The sequence below is a fragment of the Winogradskyella sp. genome (genome assembly GCF_045105575.1).
Classification (GTDB): domain Bacteria; phylum Bacteroidota; class Bacteroidia; order Flavobacteriales; family Flavobacteriaceae; genus Winogradskyella.
Genome location: NZ_JBGCDQ010000026.1, coordinates 32,934 through 55,239 on the forward strand (window position 1 = coordinate 32,934; position 22,306 = coordinate 55,239).

A 22,306-nucleotide genomic window follows, 5' to 3' on the forward strand; every position below is an offset into this window, starting at 1 on the left:
CAAATAAAAAAATGCGATTCTTAATGTTATCGTCTTAAATAAACCAACTCATAGAACTTTAATTTATGATTACTCTAAAAGACAATTAAAACCTCCTAACTTCATCATTCTTATCTCATAAATAGTTTGATTTAAAAAAATAGCACCTACTTTCATCACTTTTAACAGGCGTTAACAATTACGAATTACGTTTTTTTGTATCTTAGAAAAAAAATCTGGAGCTATGAAAAAAGGTATTTTAAGCCTCTTGGCTGTGTTTTTGTTTACACAAATAAATTCTCAAAATTTAACGATCGAAGAAACTGTAACGTACATCAATGAAGAATTGGCTAGTATTGGTGCTACAGATGTCTATGGAAATAAAATAGATAACCATACCTATAAATTAACACTGGAAGACGATGGTTATCTTACTCTGGCATACATTCATACTGTAAAAAATAATATTGAAAGTCAGCAAATCATTCATATCAACGATATTGAAAGTATTGGTGTGGATAAATTTAGTGGATCAGTCGTAAGAATAAAATGTAATGAAACCAATTGCTGCCGAAATGAAGATTTTATAGAGGATAAAATTACTAGTCGTAATGATTTAATGTTAAAAGTGCCTTATAATAGAAGCGGAGAACGCATAAAAAATGCGCTTATCCATTTAGTTAGTGAAGCCAAAAAAACATACTCGACTAAAGATCCTTTTGCTCCTGAAAACAGTGATCATAAAATGAAGGCGACAAATAATTGAAGATGAAGTTCAACTCATCATCAGATTCCTTTTGTTTAAAAGAATTTTTTAAACTAAAAATCCAACCAAATCTTCAATCTTAGAGATTAATTGAATCTTAATTACCGTATTCTTCAAAGCTATCTTATTGTATTTCGAGACAAAAATGGTAGAGAAGCCTAATTTTTCGGCTTCAAGAATGCGTTGTTCTACACGTTGTACTGGTCTTATTTCGCCTGAAAGTCCGACTTCAGCAGCAAAACAATAGGTACTTTGCAAGGCGATATCCTCATTAGAAGATAAAATGGATGCTACGACTGCTAAATCAATGGCAGGATCATCTACAGTGATACCACCTGTAATATTTAAAAAGACATCTTTTGCTCCTAAACGGAAACCAGCGCGTTTTTCTAAAACAGCTAGTAACATGTTTAAGCGTTTGGCATTAAAACCCGTAGCAGAACGTTGTGGTGTTCCATAAACCGCAGTACTCACTAGGGCCTGAACCTCAATCATTAAAGGTCTTAAACCTTCTAAAGTTGCGGCAACTGCGTTACCAGACAATTCTTCGTCTTTTTCGGAAATTAAAATTTCGGATGGATTAGAGACTTCGCGCAATCCCGAACCTTGCATTTCATAAATGCCTAATTCATTGGTAGATCCGAATCGGTTTTTATTAGCTCGAAGAATTCTGAAGACATGATTTCTATCTCCTTCAAACTGTAAAACCGTATCGACCATATGCTCCAAAATTTTTGGACCAGCAATATGGCCATCTTTGGTAATATGACCAATTAATAAGACTGGTGTTGCGGTTTCTTTTGCAAATTTAATCAGCTCCGTTGTACATTCTTTTATTTGAGAAATACTTCCTGCTGAAGATTCAATATAGTCACTATGTAAAGTTTGTATAGAATCAATCACCACAATATCTGGTTCTAAGGCTTCTATTTGCTTAAAAATATTCTGTGTTTTAGTCTCTGTAAGAATGTAGCAATTATTGCTATTTGGTTGAATACGCTCAGCACGCATTTTTATCTGCTTCTGGCTTTCTTCGCCTGAAACATAAAGCGTTTTGTATTCTAAATTTAATGCAATTTGAAGTAAAAGTGTACTCTTACCAATACCTGGTTCGCCACCTAAAAGCGTTAAAGATCCATGAACCATTCCACCACCTAATACACGGTTAAATTCGCCATCGCGCATATCTAAACGTGCTTCTTGTGACGTATCTATATCATTAATTAATAAGGGTTTGGAAACGCGTTTTGAAGCAGCTGATGGTGTTTTCCAATCGCTTTTTTCTGGTTTTTGAATTACTTCTTCAGCAATGGTATTCCATTCTTTACAAGACGTACATTGTCCTTGCCATTTGGCATATTGACTCCCACAATTCTGACAAAAAAAAGTTGTTTTTACTTTAGCCATGTTTCTGTTTCAATTTCCTTCCAAATAACTATACCAATTAGAGGTATTACATTTGAAACCGCTAAATTAAAACAATTTTAGTTGATGTCTTTAAACCAAGTAATAATAGCTAAAACTTTAAGTGTTGCCAGTTTTGAAGGTATATTAGAAAACAATAATTGCTTTGTTTTTAAATATAAATCTTCAAAAAAGTAGTCCGTTGAGAATTTGTATTTTTTATTTTTCTTCATTGTCGTCCTCTTCTTCTGATTCTTCTAAATCTTCATCATCAACTTCTACTAAAGCGACGGTCAGTTCTTCAATCTTTGTAGCAATGTAATCTTTATCTATATGATTAGTTTCGTCTAACTCTAACGCAGATTCGTAAAGTTTCTTTGCCTTTTTTGTTTTTCCTAAACGTTCTGCAGATTGCGCTAAATAATAGGTGCCAAGTAAACTTTTTGGATGAATTTTATTAGCTAACTTTCCTAACTTATAAAGTGATTCTAAGTCTTCTCTTTGTTCTGCCACCTTGGCTACTTTTTCAATTTCTTCTTCACTAATCTCTTGTGTAATTCCAAATAACTTCTCAATTCTATCATATCGATCTGTAAGATACTTGTCTAAAGTATCTTCATATGGTAATACTTTTTCTTCAAGTTCTTTTTCACGTAATGGATTGTAGATATCAAAAATCTTATCAAAAGATCTTGAAATTGCACTTGTAACTAAAGTGTAATGCGTTTCATTTTCGAAATCATCAAAATAATAAGTGAGATTTTTATTGTCTACAGTTTCAATAAGGCTGTGCGTAGAAAGAATATTATCTCGTATTTCAGGAATGTCTTTTTCTGAAGTAGCTAAATAATAGAAGATATCGTCTTTAAAAAGTTTTAAACGCTCGTCCACAAAATTTCTTAACGAACCTACAAAATCAGGACTGATACATACAAAAGCCTGAAATGCTAAATCTTCCTTAAAAATATAAGAATTGATAAAATTACCCATACGATCATGGCCAACAGCGACTCTAAATTTACTCGTATTGTATTCATCGTCTATATAAGGTAGGAGTTCTTCTGCAACAAACTCGTGAAATCGAAGACCAGATTCTGTTGGTAGACCTGTAGTAGGATCGAAATAACCATCATAAAAACGACTTTCACCTTGCACTATTCCAACGACAATACTGCTTGGCATATCATCAAAATAAGTTTGATAATCTACTTGACCTGCGACAGGCTCAAATAAATAATCGCCATCAAATACAATAATTACTGGATGTTTTACATTAGAATCACCATCATAGTCCTTGGGTAACTTGATTTTTAGTTTACGATCGGCATTGAGACGCGACGACGTTATTTCCTTATAAATAACTTGTGCAAATGAGGACGTAACGATTAGGTAAGCAAAAACTAATAGTATAGCTTTTCTCATAATTAAGTAGGTTTAAGTTTGGGATATCAAACATACTCAATTATCGCCGTATTGTCAATTTTTTTCGATGAAATGCACTTAATTGTTTAATGCATCTTCTGCATCATACATTTTTTCGAGCATAATTTCCTTATCTATAAACTGAGAAGGTCTTAAAAGTAGGCCTGATTTGTATTGCAATAACGCTTTTTTGTAGTTACCCTCATTTTCGTAATGAAGACCCATGTAGTATGCTCCCATCATGGAATTCGGGAATGTTTTCTTAACGAGCTTGGCGAGTTTTTCTAAAGATTCACGGTCGTCTTTTTTATTACTAGCTGCTGCAATGGCTCTAATATCATTTTCAATTAGTTCTTTTTCAAAACCATAAAAATATTCAATGTCTTCATATTTTTTAGATAAATAATCAAATGGAGAGCCTTCAAACGTGAGTAATTTCTCTTTGTATTCCTTAGCATTAATAGGCTTAAAAAGTGCAAAAATTTCACTCAAGGCTTTCGGAATCCCTCGACCTACTAAAGCGTAATGGTTAGCATCATCAAAATCATCAAACTTATAAAACAACTTTTCATTGGTTATGGTTGAAATAAGCGAATGAGTTTCTAAAGTAGATGCGCGCAAAGCTTTTATATCTCCATCCGCAGTAGCCATATAATAAAATGTTTCTTGTGTTAAGATAGACAAGCGTTGTTTTAATCGGTCTGTCATTTCTGGAGCAAACTCTGGGCTAAAAGCGACATACGATCTAAATAGAGGTTCATCTTTAAACATATAGTAATTAATAAAATTAGCACTTAAATCGTGACCAAAAATTATTCTGAAATTAGACGCTTTAAAATTATCCTCTATATAAGGTAACAGCTCGGCAGCAATAAATTCGTAAAAGTTAGCACCAGAACCTGAAGGAAAATAATTTTCTTCATCGTAGTATAAATCATCTACTCTGGTCTCTGCCTGATTAATACCTACAACAATACAATCTGGAATATCTTCCCAATACGATTGATAATCAATATTGCCAGCAACAGGTTCAAACAAATAATCACCATCTAAGACAAGGATTAAAGGATAGGTGCGTTTTTCATCTGGGTTGTAATTTCGTGGTAATTGTATTTTTAATTCGCGCTCTGTACCAAGCTTTTCAGAATTAATAGTTTTATAAATGGCTTGTGCCTGCAAATTGAACACAATAGCAAATGCGAATAGAATAGTGTAAAAATTCTTCATATTAAATCATATAAAAAGTTAAAGCAAGGTATAAAATAATCTATTTATTTTGATGCTTTCTATTATAGATTGGCAAATATAATAAGGACAAACCGCCAATTACTATGATAACTAAAGTTTGAGTTGACCACATAATCCAGCCAAAAGCTCTACTTGGATCTTCTGCCATATCAAATAACAAAAATGCAACCACAATGGCTTCAGGAAAAGAACCAATACCTCCATTAGTTGCGGCAATACTGAAACTTGCAAGTATAAATCCTATAAGTACAGCTGCAAATGATATGTTTTGTAATTCTGGTAAAGCAAAAGTAGTTACATAAAACATGAGCACATACATCACCCAAATAAATAATGTGTGACCTATAAAAGCCCATTTGTTTTTCATTTTAAAAATACTGAGTACCCCTTCTAATAGTCCAGTAATAAATGTATTCACTTTTAAAGCTAATTTAGAGGTGCTTTTCTTTATGAATAGAAATACAAAAAAAGCACATAACACTAGCAAAACACCACCTATGATTAGTGATATTCCATTGAATTTTTCAGAAAAAAACTTGTATATGAAGTCAAATTCTAAAAAAAACGCCAGCGCAATAATTAAAAGTAACATAATGGTATCTGCGATGCGTTCAGCAACAATAGTTCCGAATCCTTTATCGAAAGGAATATCCTCATAATTTGTGAGAATCGAAGCTCTGGCTATTTCACCTGCTCTTGGGATGGTAAAATTAATAAGATAGGCCGCATAAACAGACATAAAGCTATTGCCAAACTTTGGTTTAAAACCTAAAGGATTGGCCATATATAACCAACGATAAGCTCTTGAGGCATGACTTAACAAGCCAAGAATAACACCAAGGATGATCCAACTATAATTAGCTTCCTTAAAATACTGTACTAAAGTTGGTATGGAAATTTTAGATAAAGAATACCATACTAAGCCTACTCCTAAGAGTAAGGGTAAAACAACTTTTAGGATAGATTTTGGGCTGCCCAACTAAAACCTACTTAAGAAGATTTGTAGCTTCATCAGGAAAAACCAAACACGGCTTAAAGGTTTTAGCATCTTCAATATCCATAAATGCATACGTAATAAGAATTAACGTATCTCCAACAGATACTTTACGTGCTGCGGCTCCATTCAATGTAATTTCACCACTTTTCCTTGGTCCTGGAATACAATATGTTTCTAAGCGTTCACCATTGTCGTTATTAACAATCTGAACTTTTTCTCCTTGAATAATATTAGCGGCCTCCATTAAATCTTCATCAATAGTAATACTACCAATATAATTGAGTGCTGCACCTGTAACTTTTACACGGTGAATTTTTGATTTTACAACTTGAATTTGCATATGACAAAGATAATTAATTTAATGCGATATTATCAATAAGTCTTACATCGCCTGCATATACTGCAATAAATGCACGATATTTTCTATTTTCTTTATGGATATCGAGAGATTTTTGTTTCACAGGTTTTAGAGTTGCTACATCTGCTATTATAAAATATTCCAATTCTAACAGCGGTTGCTCTCTAAATTGTTTCGTTACCCAGTCTGACACCTCTTTTGCGCTTTTAGTACTAAATTTATCTTTAGCACTTTTCAAGGTGTTGTATATGGTAGGAGCTATTTCGCGATGCTCTGGAGATAATCTTGTATTTCTTGAGCTCATTGCCAATCCGTCTTCAGCTCTATGAATTGAACAACCAACGATTTTTACGGGTAAATGATGCAATTCCACCAACTTTTTTATAATTTGTAGTTGCTGAAAATCTTTTTCTCCAAAATATGCCGCATCTGGTGTTACAATTTCAAACAAACGCTTTATAATTGTGCCAACTCCATCAAAATGACCATGCCTAAATGCGCCTTCCATTTCAAACTCTAAACCATCAAAAGTAAACACCTCAGATTCAATAGTATTGCCATAAATATCTTTATCAGAAGGTGCGTAAACGATTATCTTATCCTTACTTACTGTTTTTAACAACTCAATGTCTGCCTCTAGCGTCCTTGGGTACTTAACTAAATCTTCTTCATTATCAAACTGGGTTGGGTTTACAAAGACACTCACCACCACAATATCATTTTCACGTAACCCTTTTGTTACCAATGTTAAATGACCAAAATGCAAAGCTCCCATCGTTGGCACAAAGCCAATAGTGCTTCCCTGAGCCTTTAAAACCTTAACATGAGTCGATAAGTCCTTTTTATTCTTAAATTTTTCCAATGCAGTAACAAAAGTTTAACGCATGCAAACATAATATAATACTGGCAATCTGCACAAATTTTTGTAATTTTGCATGTTTTTTACTATTAATTTCGAAAGCAGTGGATTTATGAAACGAGCAGGTTCAAAGTTATATCGCCTTAGGAAATGATTAATTACGAATAGGACCGATAGTCATCGGAATCATCATAAAGAAACAATAAAAATAAACTCATGAAAGATAAACGAATATTATATGTGTCCTCGGAAGTAGTTCCCTATTTACCAGAAACTGAGATTTCTTCAATGTCATTTGAAGCTCCAAGAATGGTTAATAAACAAGGAGGTCAGATAAGAATATTTATGCCACGCTTTGGAAATATTAATGAAAGAAGACATCAACTGCATGAAGTTATTAGACTTTCTGGTATTAATTTAGTGATTAATGACCTAGATATGCCTCTTATAATTAAGGTAGCATCGATCCCAAAAGAGCGTATTCAGGTTTACTTTATAGATAATGAAGATTATTTTAAAAGAAAAGCAACACTTACTGACGAAAACGGTCAATTATTTTCGGATAATGATGAGCGTGCTATTTTCTTTGCCAAAGGTGTTATTGAAACTGTAAAAAAATTAAATTGGGCTCCAGATATTATTCACGTTAATGGCTGGTTAGCTTCTTTATTACCATTATACCTAAAAGAGTTCTACAAAACGGAACCTTTATTTACTGAAAGCAAAATAGTGACTTCTGTATACAATCAAACCTTTGAAGGAACGTTAGACAAAGGTATGCTCGCTAAAATAAACTTTGATGGTTTAGACGCGGAAGCAACAAAATCTTTAAAAGAGCCAAACTATATTAATTTGATGAAGGTTGCTATTGATAATTCTGACGCCATCATTAGAGGCTCTAAAGATTTACCTGAAGAATTAGACACTTACATTGATGCCTTAGAAAAGCCTGTATTAGACTATTATTCTATTGAAGAATTTGCGGATCCTTACACGGATTTTTATACCAATACTGTATTAAACGGTTAATATTACCTATGAAAAAAAATAAATTTACCTTGCAGATTTCATCAATCTGTTTCATCGTTTTATCTCTAATTGCATGCGATACTGATTTTGCTACTTTAGAATCTGATGTGATCACCAACGATGTTGCTACTAATTTTGATATTATTCGTGAAGCATACGATATTAACACCTTCACAAGAAACTTTGGACCCGTGCAAACCAATGAAGCTGGACTAACAACTTTAGGTATTTATGACGATGTGTATGGAAGAACCACCTCTAGTTTTGTAACACAACTTTCATTAAGTTCTTTTGATCCAGAATTTGGTGATAACGTCATAGTAGATTCAGTAGTCGTTACGCTACCATTCTTTAGTGTAGCTACTGGTGTTGACGATGATGAAAACACGCTTTATGAAATCGACTCAATTTTGCCTAAAAGGGATATCAACCCTTCTATTAGGTTAAGAATTTTTGAAAATAATTTTTTCATTCGAGATTTTGACCCAAGTGCAAGTTTTGATGAAAGTCAAGCCTATTTTTCAAATAAAACAGCCTCTCCTGGCGAGATGCTAGATAATGCTTTGGAAGGAGAAGAACTTGTTTTTATTCCTGATTTTCAAACCTCTTATTCAATAACATCGACTAATAATATTATAGACATTAATAATAAAGGTTATGTTTTAGAAGCAGACGATACAGAAGATGATGATGACACCGAGCCACAAATTATCGCAAGGCAATCCCCCGGTATAAGAGTTAAGTTAGATCCAACCTTTTGGAAAAATAAAATTATAGACATGGAGGGTGATCCTGTTCTCAGTAATCAAAATAATTTCTCCGACTACTTTAGAGGCCTTTATTTTAGCGCTGAAGCGGTTGGTGTCGACGGAAGTTTTATTGTATTGAACATTGGTGCCCAAAGCTCTGCCAATGTTACTATATATTATACCAGAACTGTACCTGCGGAAGTAGCTGGAGATCCAGATGTACCTGAAAATGATACTTATGTCTTAAATTTTAGCCCAAATAAAATCAACTTTTTTGATAATACCTTCCCACAAACCATTGACGATCGTATCGCAGCAACTGGTGATACACGTCTATACCTCAAAGGTGGCGAAGGTGCTATTGCTGGAATACAACTCTTTAATGGGGATGATATTGATAATGCTCCAGAAATGAATTCTTTTGAAGCGTTTAAAAATGAATTTGTAGAAACTGATGAAGAAGGAAATTTTGTCCGTTCGAAGCGTTTAGTCAATGAAGCCAACCTTGTTTTTTATGTTGACAGTGATGAATTAAACCCAGACAACGAACCTAATCGCCTATATTTGTTTGAAATAGAGAATAACAGTTATTTGGTCGATTATATTGTAGATCAACCCAATACTAGTTTACCTTCGTTGTCTAAACTTAATCATCTTGGTCCATTACAACGCGAAGAAACTAGTGGTAAAGGCATTAAATACAAAATGAGAATCACGGAACATATCAATGATTTACTGTTACGAGATTCAACAAATGTTGAGCTTGGTTTAGCGGTGTCTTTAAATGTGAATTTAGAAGAACCAGCTTTATCAGGTTTAAGTCAAAGACGTGTACAAAATTCTGATGATCTCACCATTCCTGTAAGTTCAACATTAACACCAAGAGGGACGATATTGCATAGTAGCACCAGTGAAGATGACACGAAACGTGTGAAATTAGAAATTTATTACACAGAACCAAATTAATTAAAACACAAACCTATGTGTGGAATTGTTGGCTATATTGGCCATAGAGAAGCTTATTCTATTGTTATTAAAGGACTTCAACGATTAGAATATCGTGGTTACGATAGTGCAGGTATAGCATTATACGATGGTAATGCGATTAAACTGTCTAAAACCAAAGGAAAGGTCTCAGATCTTAAAAGTAAAATGGAAAGCGAAACGTCTATCGACGGAACGTTAGGTATCGGCCACACACGTTGGGCAACTCACGGAGTACCGAATGATGTCAATTCTCATCCACACTATTCTAATTCTGGAGATTTGGTAATTATCCATAACGGAATTATAGAAAATTACGATTCCTTAAAAAAAGAATTAATTAAGCGTGGTTATACCTTTAAATCAGATACAGATACTGAGGTTTTAGTCAATCTTATTGAAGATGTAAAGAAAAACGAAAACATTAAACTTGGTAAAGCCGTACAAATTGCTTTAAATCAAGTTATAGGAGCTTATGCTATTGCTGTTTTCGATAAAAACAAACCCAACGAAATTGTTGTAGCTAAACTTGGTAGCCCTTTAGCAATAGGTATTGGAGACGATGAGTTTTTTATTGCTAGTGATGCTTCACCTTTTATAGAATATACCAAAAATGCCATTTATCTTGAAGATGAAGAAATGGCCATAATCAGAAGAGGTAAAAAAATTAAAGTTAGAAGGATTAAAAACGATGCCTTAGTAGATCCTTATGTTCAAGAACTACAACTCAATTTAGAGCAAATTGAAAAAGGAGGTTACGAGCATTTTATGCTTAAAGAAATCTATGAACAGCCAAGTGCCATCTTAGATACGTTTAGAGGACGCTTATTGAGTAATGAAGCTATTATAAAAATGGCTGGTGTTGAGGATAATATGAAAAAATTCTTAGCTGCCGACCGTATTATCATTGTAGCTTGTGGTACCTCATGGCATGCTGGTTTAGTGGCAGAATATATTTTTGAAGATTTAGCTCGAATTCCTGTTGAAGTAGAATACGCTTCAGAATTTAGATATAGAAATCCTGTAATTACAGAAAAAGATGTGGTTATTGCCATTTCACAATCTGGTGAAACTGCGGATACTTTAGCAGCCATAAAACTGGCGAAATCTAAAGGAGCTTTTGTTTTTGGAGTCTGTAACGTCGTAGGATCAACCATTGCTAGAGAAACACATGCAGGTGCTTACACACACGCTGGTCCAGAAATTGGTGTTGCTTCCACAAAAGCCTTCACTACACAAATTACGTTATTAACTCTAATGGCTTTGCGTTTAGCGAGAGCTAAAGGTACCATGTCTAGCTCAGATTTTAGACATCATCTTATTGAGTTAGAAATGATACCTGCTAAAGTTGAAGAGGCTTTAACTTCTGACGCTTACGTAAAAACAATAGCTGACATCTATAAAGATTCTAAAAATTTCTTGTACTTAGGTCGAGGCTTTAATTTTCCAGTAGCCTTAGAAGGTGCACTTAAATTAAAAGAAATCTCTTATATCCATGCCGAAGGTTATCCTGCTGCAGAAATGAAACACGGTCCTATTGCTCTAATTGATGAGCAGATGCCAGTTGTGGTTATAGCAACTAAAAAAGGGCACTACGAAAAAGTAGTTAGTAACATTCAAGAAATTAAATCTAGAAAAGGTAAAATAATAGGTATTGTTACAAAAGGAGATACCAGCGTAAAGGAATTGGCCGATCATGTTATTGAAGTGCCAGAAACTTTAGAATGTTTAACTCCACTATTAACAACCATACCATTACAACTATTATCTTATCATATTGCTGTGATGTTAGAAAAAAATGTAGATCAACCTAGAAATCTGGCAAAATCTGTAACTGTTGAATAAATAGTTAGGGTTATAAAAATCATACTTTTAAGGCTTAAAAATTGTGAGATTCACAATTTTTAAGCCTTTCTTTTTTCAAAAAAATAACCACCATGTGTAATTTTGTGAGAAAAACTTACCTCAATTTCATATATTTATTTAAATTGCTTAACAAATAATTAACTAATTCTCTAAAATGAAGACAATCTTAAAGCTTTTTACATTGCTTTTTTGTGTGGCATCCTTTTCTCAATCCATAATAAAAGGTAAAATCACAGACAATACTGGGCTTCCCTTACCTGGTGCTAATATCGTCGTCCTTGGTACTACTACTGGTACTGTATCTGACTTCGATGGTAATTATTCTCTAACTATTGATCAAGAACCTCCTTTTTCAATTCAAGTCAGTTATACAGGGTTTGAACCTCAAATTATTGAAATCACGGCTAAAAATCAAACATTAGATGTGACAATGAAAGAAGGTAATGAGCTAGATGAAGTTGTTATCTCAGCTTCACGAACTCCAGAACGTATTTTTGAATCACCTGTAACGGTAGAACGATTTGGACTTAAAGAAATTAAAAACACAGCTTCTGTTGATTTTTATGACGGTCTAGAAAACTTAAAAGGTGTAGATATTAACACCAACAGTTTAACCTTCAAATCTATTAACACCAGAGGTTTTGCATCTTTTGCAAACACGCGTTTTATGCAACTCGTAGATGGCATGGATAACTCTGCACCAGCACTTAACTTTCCACTAGGAAATTTATTAGGTATGACGGAAACTGATGTCAATAGCGTAGAATTATTACCTGGTGCATCTTCTGCTTTATATGGAGCCAATGCTTTTAACGGTATTTTATTTATGCGAAGTAAAAGCCCTTTTGATAATCAAGGTATAAGTGGTTACATTAAAAGAGGTATTACATCTCAAGAAGCTGCTGGAGACAATGAATATACAGATTTAGGTATACGCATGGCTTATAAGTTTAGCGAAAAATTTGCGGCAAAAGTAAACTTTGGGTACCTAAAAGGAACTGATTGGTTTGCAACAAATGAAGACGATAGATTTAACAGAGGTCTATCGCGAGCAGATATCGATTATGATGGTGTTAACGTATATGGTGATGAAGTATTTACAAATATCAACGGTGTAGCACAAATTTTGGTAGATCGAGGCATTATTCCTAGCGGAGCAGAAAATTTAATTCCATCTGTTGATGTCAGTAGAACAGGTTATAACGAACGTGATCTTACAAACTACAACGCAGAAAGTATTAAAGCAGACTGGGGCTTATATTTCCGTCCTTGGGAAAATGATTTCGAAATTCAATATGTCGGAAAAGTAGGTTCTGGTAACACTATATATCAAGGAGCTAACCGATATAACATTAGAAATTTCTTTTTACAACAACACAAACTTGAAATAAAAAACGACAACTTTTTTGTAAGAGGTTATGTTACAGAAGATAAAGCTGGTGATTCTTATGATATGGTGTTTACAGGTATCAACATCAACCGTGCTTGGAAAGATGATCAAACTTGGTTTGGACAATATGTTGGTGCTTACTTACAACAAACTCTCGGTGGGGCAACAAGCGATGCTGCGCATCTAGCGGCAAGACAAGTTGCTGATACAGGACGTTTATTACCAGGTACGCCAGAATTTCAAAACACATTTAATAGTATTATCAACGATGCAGACTTAAGCACAGGATCTCGTTTTCAGGATAATTCAAAAATTTATCATGCCGATGCTAATTACAACTTAAGTCACTTAGTAAGTTTTGCTGACATACAAGTTGGTGGTTCTTTTAGAACGTATAGCCTTAATTCTTTCGGAACAATTTATACAGATGTTGATGGGCCAATTAACTATTCAGAAGCAGGTGTATATACGCAAATTCAAAAGAACGTAACATTATCTGATAATGTTGAAATGAAATTAACAGGATCTTTGCGTTATGATAAGTCAGAATTATTTGATGGTTTCTTCTCACCAAGATTATCAGCAGGTTTTACGGTTAATGAAGACCATAACTTTAGAGCGTCTTTTCAAACTGGTTTTAGAAACCCAACCACACAAGATTTATACATTGGTTTAGATGTTGGACGTGCTATATTAATTGGTGGTGCATCAGATAACCCAGAAAGAGATTTAAGAACCTATAATGTTGGTGATGGTGATTTAAGTGCTTTCGCAGCAGCTAATATTTTTGGAGGACAACAGTCTATTACAAGAAACTCTAGCGGAGCATACAACAATTCATTCTTTGCAAGTTCTGTAGTAGATGGCTTTGCCGTTACAGGAAACCCAGCCGATTTACAAGTTGCCAATTCTAACTTAGCAGAACCAGAACAAGTCACTTCATTTGAAGTTGGTTACCGTGGTAAGTTTGAAAATATCATTGTAGATGCTTCTGCTTATTATAATGATTATACCAATTTCTTAGCTAACGAAACAGTAATCAATCCATTTTATGGTGATGTACAGTTAACAGAAACACTTCCAAACGGAACACCTTTAGCCGTGGCTGCAATTGCTAATGGAGATTTTCAAGCGTTTCAAACCTATACTAATTCTGACGCAGATGTCAGTTCTTATGGAGCTGCTGTACAAGTCTCAACTAAAGTATTTAACGGTTTTGATTTAAGTGCTAACTATACTTACGCATATTTAGATTTTGATGTAACAGCAAATCCTGATTTCAGAACACTTTTCAACACACCAGAGCATAAGGTAAAAGTAAGTTTTGGAAAAACAGAAGTGATAAAAAACGTAGGATTTAATGTCGCTTGGAGATGGAGTGATAACTACTTCTGGGAAGCTTCTTTCGGAGACGGTGAAATACCAGCATTCCATGTATTAGATGCTCAAGTGAACTATAAAATTCCAAGTTTAAAGTCAGTATTTAAATTAGGAGCAACAAACCTGTTACAAGACGAATACTTTACAGCTTTTGGTACAGGACTTATTGGTACGCAATATTACCTATCGTGGACAATCAACAATTTGTAATAAACTCAATTTAAAATAAAGATGAAAACATATAAATATATATTATTGTCAGCACTAGCCTTTAGTTTTATGGCTTGTGAAAACGACACGCTCGAAGATTTAAGAGATAAAATTAATACAACGCCAGATCCCTTACCAGAATTAACAGCTGGTTCTGCTGACTTCTCAAATTTTGTTGCTGTTGGAGCTTCATTTACAGCAGGTTTCACAGATAATGCACTATTTATTGCTAGTCAAGAAAACTCATTTCCTAACATTATAGCAAATCAATTTGCTAATATTGGTGGAGGAACATTTACACAACCGCTAATGAGTGATAATTTCGGTGGACTAGCGGCAGGAGGAAACAGAATTACACAACCAAGATTAGTATTTGGTGGTTCTGGACCAGTGCCACTAGAGACCTTGATTGGACCTGTTACTGTAGGAACAGATATCGTTCTTAATAATCCTACAGGACCATTTAATAATTTAGGGATACCAGGTGCTAAAAGTTTTCACTTGGTAGCACCAGGTTATGGTAACTTATCAAATTTCCCAGCTGCAGCCAATCCGTATGCCGTTCGTGTAACTGGCAATGCTCCTAATGCTTCAATTGTTGAGTTAGCTGTAGCACAAAGTCCAACATTTTTCACACTTTCTGAATTTGGAGGTAACGATGTTTTAGGATATGCTACAACTGGTGGCGACGGTTCTAATCCAATTACGCCAACAGCTACTTTTGATGCTGCGCTTAATGCAACTGTCGGTGCTTTAGCCGCTACTGGTGCTAAAGGTGCTATTGGTAATTTACCAAATATTACAAGTTTGTCGTTTTTCACAACTGTACCTCATAATGCCATAAGTCCAGCCGCATTAGGTGCGCAATTAGCCGTGCTAAATGCGCAATTATATGGTCCGTTAGATAATATTTTTACAGCATTTGGCGAACCAGACAGGATTAATTTATTATCTGCAACAGCTGCAAATCCAGTATTAATAAACGATGAAAATGCAGCAGATAGATCAGCTCAAATCACTGGAGCATTAACACCAGTATTAGGTGCTCCAACAGCAACAGCTTTTGGTGCCATTTTTGGAAAAGCGCGCCAAGCCACAGCCGATGATCTTATACTTTTAACAGCAGCGAGCGCTATAGGAAGTGCCGTTACAGGTCCTCCTGCTCCAGTTAATATAAATGGAGTCAGCTTTCCTTTACCAGATAATTTTGTATTAACACCAGAGGAACAAATGGAAATTGCTACAGCTACTGAGGCATATAATGCAAGTTTATCTAGTGCGGCCAGTACCAACAACTTAGCTTTAGTAGATTTAAACTCTATTTTAGTAGAAGCTTCGTCAACAGGTATTACTTTTGATGACTATGTATTAAATACTGATTTGGTATTTGGTGGCCTAATAAGCTTAGACGGAGTACATCCAACAGCAAGAGGTTATGCCTTAATGGCAAGTAGTTTCTTAAAAGCAATTGATGCTACTTATGGTAGTAATTTTGAAGCTTCAGGAAATTTACCTAAAGCAGGAGACTACCCAACTAATTTTTCTCCAACACTACAATAATTATAGATTTCAAATTATTATAAAAACACGCTCTTTTAGGGCGTGTTTTTTTATTCAAAAAAGGCTGTTATTTTTTAAATAAAACTATATCTTTGCAGCGCGAAAAACGTACGTGCTTAACTTGATTGGGTAAGCTGTTTTTCACATTTAAACTATTGCAAAACAAAAACATAAGAGTAATGTCAAAAGTTACAGGTAAAGTTGCACAGATCGTAGGCCCAGTTATTGATGTAGAATTCGCTGCTGGCTCAGAGCTTCCAAAAATTTATGATTCGTTAGAAATTAACAATCAAGATGGTTCAAAATTAGTATTAGAAGTACAATCTCACATTGGTGAAGACACAGTACGTACTATTGCTATGGATTCTTCTGATGGTTTAAGTAGAGGAACAGAAGTTCATGCTACTGGTGCACCGATTCAAATGCCAATAGGAGAAGATGTTTACGGACGTCTTTTTAATGTTATTGGTGATGCTATCGATGGATTAGGGGATTTACCTAAAGCTGGTGATGCTGGTTTACCAATTCACAGACAAGCTCCAAAATTCGAAGATTTATCAACATCTACGGAAGTTTTATTTACAGGTATCAAAGTTATCGATTTAATTGAGCCTTATGCAAAGGGTGGTAAAATTGGTTTATTTGGTGGTGCTGGTGTAGGTAAAACAGTATTAATCCAAGAGTTGATTAACAATATTGCAAAAGGACACGGTGGACTTTCTGTATTTGCAGGTGTAGGTGAAAGAACTCGTGAAGGAAACGATTTACTTCGTGAAATGTTAGAGTCTGGAATTATTAAATATGGTGATGACTTTATGCATTCTATGGAAGAAGGAGGATGGGATCTTCAAAAGGTAGATAAATCTATCATGAAAGATTCTAAAGCAACTTTCGTATTCGGACAAATGAATGAGCCTCCTGGAGCTCGTGCTCGTGTGGCACTTTCAGGATTAACGATAGCAGAATATTTTAGAGATGGTGCTGGTGAAGGCCAAGGAAAAGATGTACTTTTCTTTGTAGATAATATTTTCCGTTTTACACAAGCTGGTTCTGAAGTATCTGCATTATTAGGTCGTATGCCATCTGCGGTAGGTTACCAACCGACATTAGCAACTGAAATGGGTGCGATGCAAGAACGTATTACATCAACAAAAAGAGGTTCTATTACATCTGTACAAGCAGTATATGTACCTGCGGATGATTTAACGGATCCTGCACCAGCAACAACGTTTGCTCACTTAGATGCAACGACGGTATTATCTCGTAAGATTGCTGAGCTAGGTATTTACCCAGCGGTAGATCCATTAGATTCCACATCACGTATTCTTACTGCTGAAATTTTAGGTGATGAGCATTATGCTTGTGCACAACGCGTAAAAGAATTATTACAACGTTATAAAGAATTACAAGATATTATTGCCATCCTTGGTATGGAAGAATTATCTGAAGAGGATAAAATGGCAGTAGGTCGTGCAAGACGTGTACAACGTTTCTTATCTCAACCTTTCCATGTTGCTGAGCAATTTACAGGACTTAAAGGTGTTTTAGTAGATATTAAAGAAACGATTAAAGGATTTAATATGATTATGGATGGTGAATTAGATCACTTACCAGAAGCAGCATTTAACCTTAAAGGTTCTATTGAAGAAGCTATTGAAGCAGGAGAGAAAATGTTAGCTGAAGCGTAAGTCAAAGCAAGTGCTGAATTTATTTCAGCATCTCATAAATTGAACCTCGAATAAACATTAAAAAGACCCTGAAACATATTCAGGGTAGTTAAACAAGTTTAACTATGTATTTAGAAATTGTATCACCAGAAGCCACATTATTTAGCGGAGAAGTTAATGCTGTAGCAGTTCCTGGAGTTAATGGTGAATTTGAAATGTTAACCAATCACGCACCTATAGTGTCTATCTTAAAGAAAGGCCATGTAAAAGTTGCTGGTAATATTCAATTAGACGAAGCTGTTGAAGATAAATTTACGAAATCGGATAAGGGAGTTTGGTTAGCTATTAATTCTGGAACATTAGAAATGAAAGATAATAAGCTGATTATTTTAGCTGATTAATTTATTTTCAATATTATATATAAAGCGCGAAACTATTAAGTTTCGCGTTTTTTTATTACATCCGTTTTATAGCCTCAAGTTCTACTTTAAGTTCTTGAAACATCATCATAATACTACTTAATTTCAATTCCTTTTCGTCATACTCTTGCGTATTGATGCAACAGGTAAACTCCCAAAGTTCTAAGATATTTTCTTTAGAAACTAAATAGGGTTGATAGGATTTATTATCTGAACTCAAAAGCAAGTCTGCATTATCAATATCAGTTGTATAAACACGTTTATAAACCAAACCATCATTTTTAGTTAAGACGATATACGTTCTTCCATTCTTAACATCACTAATATCCTCTAAAAATTTTGCAACTACAAAAGCACCATCTTTTACAGGTAACATAGAATCACCTTTTATAGGAAACGCTCTGTGTGTGCCTGTTGGTAAAAAGGGCAATTTAATTTTCTGAAGTTGTTCTATGTATTCTGGATCGTCATAACCAGACAAATAACCAGCCGAAGCTTTTGCAGGTATAATTTCAATTAAATCTTCATTGTTTTCATTAACCGTTACCGGAAACAAAACCCGCTTATTCCCTACTTCTATAAATGAGGTGTCTTTTGCTTTGCGTAAATCATTCTTCACCAAGATATCAATAGGAATATCAAAATAATTAGACACATCGATTAATCGATCTATTGGTGGCTCAGAACGGCCTTCTTCGTAAGAACCCACCATGGAACGACTCCAACTTAATTCGTCTGCAAAACGCTCTTGAGACATTTTTTTAAGCGTTCTTAAATGTTTAATATTAGCTTGTATAGGTTTCATGTATTTATATCTATTCTTTTTTTATAGGACACATGGTATATCCATATAATCATTGTCCTTAGGTATTAGCCTTCTCGTTATGGATGTTTCATTGAAATTTAAGTTTTAACATTATTTACTACAAATGTAAGCAATAAAAACTACATATAGTAGCTAATTTTACAAACCAATTATTAGTTATGTATTTAAATTGTCACACTTATTACAGTCTACGCTATGGCACTATAAAGCCCGAGCAATTGCTCGCTATTGCTTCAGAAAATGGTGTGCAAACATTAGCATTAACAGACATTAATACCACCTCAGCATGTTTAGATATTGTTCGACTTTCAGAAAAATATAAAGTAAAACCTGTACTTGGTGTCGATTTTAGAAACAGTGCACAACAGCAATTTATTCTCATTGCAAAAAACAACAAGGGCTTTAAAAACATTAATGATTACCTATCTAAATTTCTTCATAATCACGATTTAAAAATACCTGAACAACCAGATGAAATTTTAGAAGATTGCTTCGTGATTTATCCCTACAAAAAAGGGCAGCATTTCGAATTAAAGTCGAATGAATTTTTAGGTATTGCTCCAAAAGATCTTAACCATTTAAAATTTTCGAAATGGAATCAATTCAAAGAAAAACTCGTGGTTTTAAAAACAGTATCCTTTCAAAATAAAAAAGGATTTAACACACATCGTTTACTTAGAGCTATTGATAATAATACCTTATTAAGTAAACTTTCGAAATCTGAAGAAGGCTGCGAAAATGATATGATGTTGCCCTACAACCAAATTTGTGAAGCTTATGAAGAATTCCCACACCTCATCAGTAATACAGAACAACTTTTAGACGACTGCTCCATTCATTTTGATTTTAATAGTGAAACCTCTAAAAACTTACAATGCCTAACGGAAAATAAAACTTCGGATTATCAGTTGCTAGAAAAACTAACCTACGATGGTATTGCTTATCGCTACGGAGAGGATATTCCACAAAAAGTCTACGACAGAATTAAAAAAGAACTCGGACTGATTAAAGAAAAAAACTTTGTATCCTACTTTTTAATCAACTGGAAAATTTTAGAATACGCACGTAGCAAAGACTATTATTACGTTGGTCGTGGTAGTGGAGCCAATAGTATTATCGCTTATTTACTCAGAATTACAGATGTAGATCCTATTGAACTCGATTTGTATTTTGAACGCTTCATAAATCTATTTCGTCAAAATCCACCTGATTTTGATATTGATTTTTCTTGGCGCGATAGAGATGATATTACCAATTACATTTTCAAAACCTTTAAGCATACAGCCTTAATAACGGTCTATAATACGTTTAAATTTAAAGCTTCGGTACGCGAATTAGGCAAAGTATTTGGACTGCCAAAGTCGGAAATGGATCGATTAACCAGAGGAAAATATCACATCAACCAACTCGATAAATTATCGCAACTCGTCATTAAATATGCAGCATATATTCAAGGGTTTCCAAATTATTTAGGGATTCATGCAGGTGGTATTTTAATTTCAGAAAAGCCAATTCATAATTATTGTGCCACATTTATGCCTCCAAAAGGTTTTGCTACCACGCAGTTTGATATGGTCGTTGCCGAAGATATTGGGCTTTATAAATTCGATATTCTAAGTCAACGTGGCTTAGGTAAAATTAAAGAAGCTGTAGAAATTATTGATGCTAATTACACAGAACAATCACCAATTGATATCCATGATATTAAGCGCTTTAAACAAGATGAACGTATAAAAGACTTATTGCGAAACGCTAAAGCTATTGGCTGCTTTTATGTGGAATCTCCTGCCATGCGAATGTTGCTAAAAAAGCTTCAAGTCGATGATTATTTAGGCTTGGTAGCTGCAAGTTCTATTATTAGACCTGGTGTTTCTAATAGTGGTATGATGCGCGAATATATTTTACGCCATCGCCATCCTGAAAAACGAAAAGAAGCACATCCTGTATTGCAACGTGTAATGCCCGAAACTTACGGAATTATGGTCTACCAAGAAGATGTGATTAAAGTGGCACATATTTTTGGTGGTTTGGATTTAGGTGAATCTGATATGTTGCGTCGTGGCATGTCTGGTAAATTTAGATCGCGAGAGGAATTTTTAAAAGTGAAACAAAAGTTTTTTGATAATTGCGAAAAACGAAGCGAAATTTACGAAGTCGTTGCCGATGTTTGGCGACAGATTGAAAGTTTTGCTGGCTATGCTTTTGCCAAAGGCCATTCTGCGTCTTATGCCGTAGAAAGCTATCAAAGTCTATTTTTAAAAGCCTATTATCCATTGGAATATATGGTCGCCACTATTAATAATTTTGGTGGTTTTTATAGTACCGAACTTTATGTACACGAAGCAAGAATGCATAATGGAAAAATTGAAGCACCATGCATTAATCAATCCTCTATACAGACCATTATAAAAGGAAAAACGATTATTCTAGGGTTCCTATTTTTACAATCTTTTGAATCTAAAACGATAGAACGTATTCTCAAAGAACGAAATAACGTTGGTACATTTAAATCGCTTGATGATTTTATAGAACGTGTGCCTATTTCTATTGAACAAATTTCAATTTTAATTAAAATAAACGCTTTTAGATTTACTGAAGTTAATAAGCGTGAATTGCTTTGGGAAGCACACTTAAAAATCAGTAAAACCGTAATTCAAGAGAGCGTTATCAACCTATTTAAAACCGAACGGATTAGTTACAACACACCAGAATTACCAAGTACCGCTTTAGAAAACGCATTTGATGAACTCGAATTATTAGGTTTTGCTTTATGTAATCCGTTTTTACTTTTAACCACAGCAACTACAGGTAATTTACGCGCTAGACATCTCGAAAAATTAAAAGGCAAACTCATTATCATTGAAGGTTACTTAATCACTGTGAAAAAGACAAAAACGAAACAAGAAAAACTGATGCATTTCGGAACCTTTTTAGATCGTGATGGTGATTTTTTAGATACGGTTCATTTTCCACCTATCGCTGCAAAATATCCTTTTAGAGGTAAAGGCATTTATAAAATCACTGGTAAAGTAATGGTAGAATTTAATTGTGTAAATATTGAGGTTTCAGCATTAGAACGTTTGGCTGTTGTTGAAGATCCTAGGTATTCTCTACGGACAACTCCTAATACATATGCAACTCGCAAAGTACGGACAACTCGCGAGTTGTCCCTACGCGCAACAACCTAAAATAC

At 34.4% G+C, this 22,306-nt stretch carries 17 protein-coding genes; 9 read left to right on the forward strand and 8 right to left on the reverse strand.

The window, feature by feature from the left end:
- Window positions 1-223 precede the first annotated feature (223 nt).
- Window positions 224-745, forward strand: coding sequence for a hypothetical protein (locus tag AB8B52_RS06450; RefSeq protein WP_406026368.1), 522 nt, complete (start codon window positions 224-226; stop codon window positions 743-745).
- Between the two features lie 48 nt (window positions 746-793).
- Here the strand turns inward: AB8B52_RS06450 and radA are convergent, their stop codons facing one another.
- From radA to panC, 7 genes are all read right to left on the reverse strand, one after another.
- On the reverse strand, window positions 794-2,152 hold the full coding sequence (gene radA / locus AB8B52_RS06455; RefSeq protein ID WP_406026370.1) for a DNA repair protein RadA: 1,359 nt from the start codon (window positions 2,150-2,152) through the stop codon (window positions 794-796).
- 77 nt (window positions 2,153-2,229) lie between these two features.
- Entirely contained in the window at window positions 2,230-2,382 is a 153-nt protein-coding gene (locus AB8B52_RS06460) for a hypothetical protein (RefSeq protein WP_406026372.1), read from the reverse strand.
- On the reverse strand, window positions 2,369-3,571 hold the full coding sequence (locus AB8B52_RS06465; RefSeq protein ID WP_406026374.1) for an alpha/beta hydrolase-fold protein: 1,203 nt from the start codon (window positions 3,569-3,571) through the stop codon (window positions 2,369-2,371). The genes AB8B52_RS06460 and AB8B52_RS06465 overlap by 14 nt, the downstream gene beginning before the upstream one ends.
- 78 nt (window positions 3,572-3,649) lie before the next feature.
- Window positions 3,650-4,798: an alpha/beta hydrolase gene (locus AB8B52_RS06470; RefSeq protein ID WP_406026376.1), complete on the reverse strand. Its 1,149-nt coding sequence runs from the start codon at window positions 4,796-4,798 to the stop codon at window positions 3,650-3,652.
- Between the two features lie 40 nt (window positions 4,799-4,838).
- Window positions 4,839-5,798 carry a YbhN family protein gene (locus tag AB8B52_RS06475; protein ID WP_406026378.1) on the reverse strand — a complete coding sequence of 320 codons (960 nt, stop codon included), beginning with the start codon at window positions 5,796-5,798 and terminating at the stop codon, window positions 4,839-4,841.
- Window positions 5,799-5,805: 7 nt separating this feature from the next.
- Window positions 5,806-6,156, reverse strand: a complete 351-nt coding sequence (gene panD, locus AB8B52_RS06480; RefSeq protein WP_406026380.1) for an aspartate 1-decarboxylase — start codon at window positions 6,154-6,156, stop codon at window positions 5,806-5,808.
- A 13-nt stretch (window positions 6,157-6,169) separates the two neighbouring features.
- On the reverse strand, window positions 6,170-7,036 hold the full coding sequence (panC, locus tag AB8B52_RS06485; RefSeq protein ID WP_406026382.1) for a pantoate--beta-alanine ligase: 867 nt from the start codon (window positions 7,034-7,036) through the stop codon (window positions 6,170-6,172).
- Window positions 7,037-7,249: 213 nt separating this feature from the next.
- Between panC and AB8B52_RS06490 the strand changes: the two genes are divergently transcribed.
- From AB8B52_RS06490 to AB8B52_RS06520, 7 genes are all read left to right on the forward strand, one after another.
- Window positions 7,250-8,062 (forward strand): glycogen/starch synthase, encoded by an 813-nt coding sequence (locus tag AB8B52_RS06490; RefSeq protein ID WP_406026384.1) that lies wholly within the window; start codon window positions 7,250-7,252, stop codon window positions 8,060-8,062.
- Window positions 8,063-8,070: 8 nt separating this feature from the next.
- A complete protein-coding gene (locus tag AB8B52_RS06495; protein WP_406026386.1) occupies window positions 8,071-9,777 on the forward strand; it encodes a DUF4270 domain-containing protein in 1,707 nt (568 codons plus the stop codon).
- 15 nt (window positions 9,778-9,792) lie between these two features.
- Window positions 9,793-11,640 carry a glutamine--fructose-6-phosphate transaminase (isomerizing) gene (gene glmS, locus AB8B52_RS06500; RefSeq protein WP_406026388.1) on the forward strand — a complete coding sequence of 616 codons (1,848 nt, stop codon included), beginning with the start codon at window positions 9,793-9,795 and terminating at the stop codon, window positions 11,638-11,640.
- A 175-nt stretch (window positions 11,641-11,815) separates the two neighbouring features.
- The gene (locus AB8B52_RS06505) at window positions 11,816-14,641 is read left to right on the forward strand and encodes a TonB-dependent receptor (RefSeq protein WP_406026389.1); all 2,826 of its coding nucleotides are present in this window, start codon (window positions 11,816-11,818) and stop codon (window positions 14,639-14,641) included.
- A 21-nt stretch (window positions 14,642-14,662) separates the two neighbouring features.
- A complete protein-coding gene (locus tag AB8B52_RS06510; RefSeq protein ID WP_406026391.1) occupies window positions 14,663-16,201 on the forward strand; it encodes a G-D-S-L family lipolytic protein in 1,539 nt (512 codons plus the stop codon).
- Window positions 16,202-16,380: 179 nt separating this feature from the next.
- Complete coding sequence (gene atpD, locus AB8B52_RS06515) at window positions 16,381-17,889, forward strand: F0F1 ATP synthase subunit beta (protein WP_406026393.1); 1,509 nt, start codon at window positions 16,381-16,383, stop codon at window positions 17,887-17,889.
- Between the two features lie 104 nt (window positions 17,890-17,993).
- Window positions 17,994-18,269 carry a F0F1 ATP synthase subunit epsilon gene (locus AB8B52_RS06520; protein ID WP_406026395.1) on the forward strand — a complete coding sequence of 92 codons (276 nt, stop codon included), beginning with the start codon at window positions 17,994-17,996 and terminating at the stop codon, window positions 18,267-18,269.
- Between the two features lie 55 nt (window positions 18,270-18,324).
- On the opposite strand, the gene AB8B52_RS06525 is transcribed toward AB8B52_RS06520, so the two are convergent.
- Window positions 18,325-19,092, reverse strand: coding sequence for an XRE family transcriptional regulator (locus tag AB8B52_RS06525; RefSeq protein ID WP_406026397.1), 768 nt, complete (start codon window positions 19,090-19,092; stop codon window positions 18,325-18,327).
- 179 nt (window positions 19,093-19,271) lie between these two features.
- On the opposite strand from AB8B52_RS06525, the gene AB8B52_RS06530 reads away from it, so the two are divergent.
- Window positions 19,272-22,301 carry a DNA polymerase III subunit alpha gene (locus tag AB8B52_RS06530; protein WP_406026399.1) on the forward strand — a complete coding sequence of 1,010 codons (3,030 nt, stop codon included), beginning with the start codon at window positions 19,272-19,274 and terminating at the stop codon, window positions 22,299-22,301.
- The last annotated feature ends 5 nt before the right edge of the window (window positions 22,302-22,306 follow it).

Excerpts from the sequence above, each read along its gene's own strand:
- AB8B52_RS06450 (WP_406026368.1), top strand. The coding sequence starts at position 224 with ATGAAAAAAGGTATTTTAAGCCTCTTGGCTGTGTTTTTGTTTACACAA.
- AB8B52_RS06495 (WP_406026386.1), top strand. The coding sequence starts at position 8,071 with ATGAAAAAAAATAAATTTACCTTGCAGATTTCATCAATCTGTTTCATC.
- radA (WP_406026370.1), bottom strand. The coding sequence starts at position 2,152 with ATGGCTAAAGTAAAAACAACTTTTTTTTGTCAGAATTGTGGGAGTCAA.
- AB8B52_RS06525 (WP_406026397.1), bottom strand. The coding sequence starts at position 19,092 with ATGAAACCTATACAAGCTAATATTAAACATTTAAGAACGCTTAAAAAA.
- AB8B52_RS06505 (WP_406026389.1), top strand. The coding sequence starts at position 11,816 with ATGAAGACAATCTTAAAGCTTTTTACATTGCTTTTTTGTGTGGCATCC.
- AB8B52_RS06530 (WP_406026399.1), top strand. The coding sequence starts at position 19,272 with ATGTATTTAAATTGTCACACTTATTACAGTCTACGCTATGGCACTATA.
- panD (WP_406026380.1), bottom strand. The coding sequence starts at position 6,156 with ATGCAAATTCAAGTTGTAAAATCAAAAATTCACCGTGTAAAAGTTACA.
- AB8B52_RS06465 (WP_406026374.1), bottom strand. The coding sequence starts at position 3,571 with ATGAGAAAAGCTATACTATTAGTTTTTGCTTACCTAATCGTTACGTCC.
- AB8B52_RS06510 (WP_406026391.1), top strand. The coding sequence starts at position 14,663 with ATGAAAACATATAAATATATATTATTGTCAGCACTAGCCTTTAGTTTT.
- glmS (WP_406026388.1), top strand. The coding sequence starts at position 9,793 with ATGTGTGGAATTGTTGGCTATATTGGCCATAGAGAAGCTTATTCTATT.
- AB8B52_RS06460 (WP_406026372.1), bottom strand. The coding sequence starts at position 2,382 with ATGAAGAAAAATAAAAAATACAAATTCTCAACGGACTACTTTTTTGAA.
- atpD (WP_406026393.1), top strand. The coding sequence starts at position 16,381 with ATGTCAAAAGTTACAGGTAAAGTTGCACAGATCGTAGGCCCAGTTATT.
- AB8B52_RS06520 (WP_406026395.1), top strand. The coding sequence starts at position 17,994 with ATGTATTTAGAAATTGTATCACCAGAAGCCACATTATTTAGCGGAGAA.
- AB8B52_RS06490 (WP_406026384.1), top strand. The coding sequence starts at position 7,250 with ATGAAAGATAAACGAATATTATATGTGTCCTCGGAAGTAGTTCCCTAT.
- AB8B52_RS06470 (WP_406026376.1), bottom strand. The coding sequence starts at position 4,798 with ATGAAGAATTTTTACACTATTCTATTCGCATTTGCTATTGTGTTCAAT.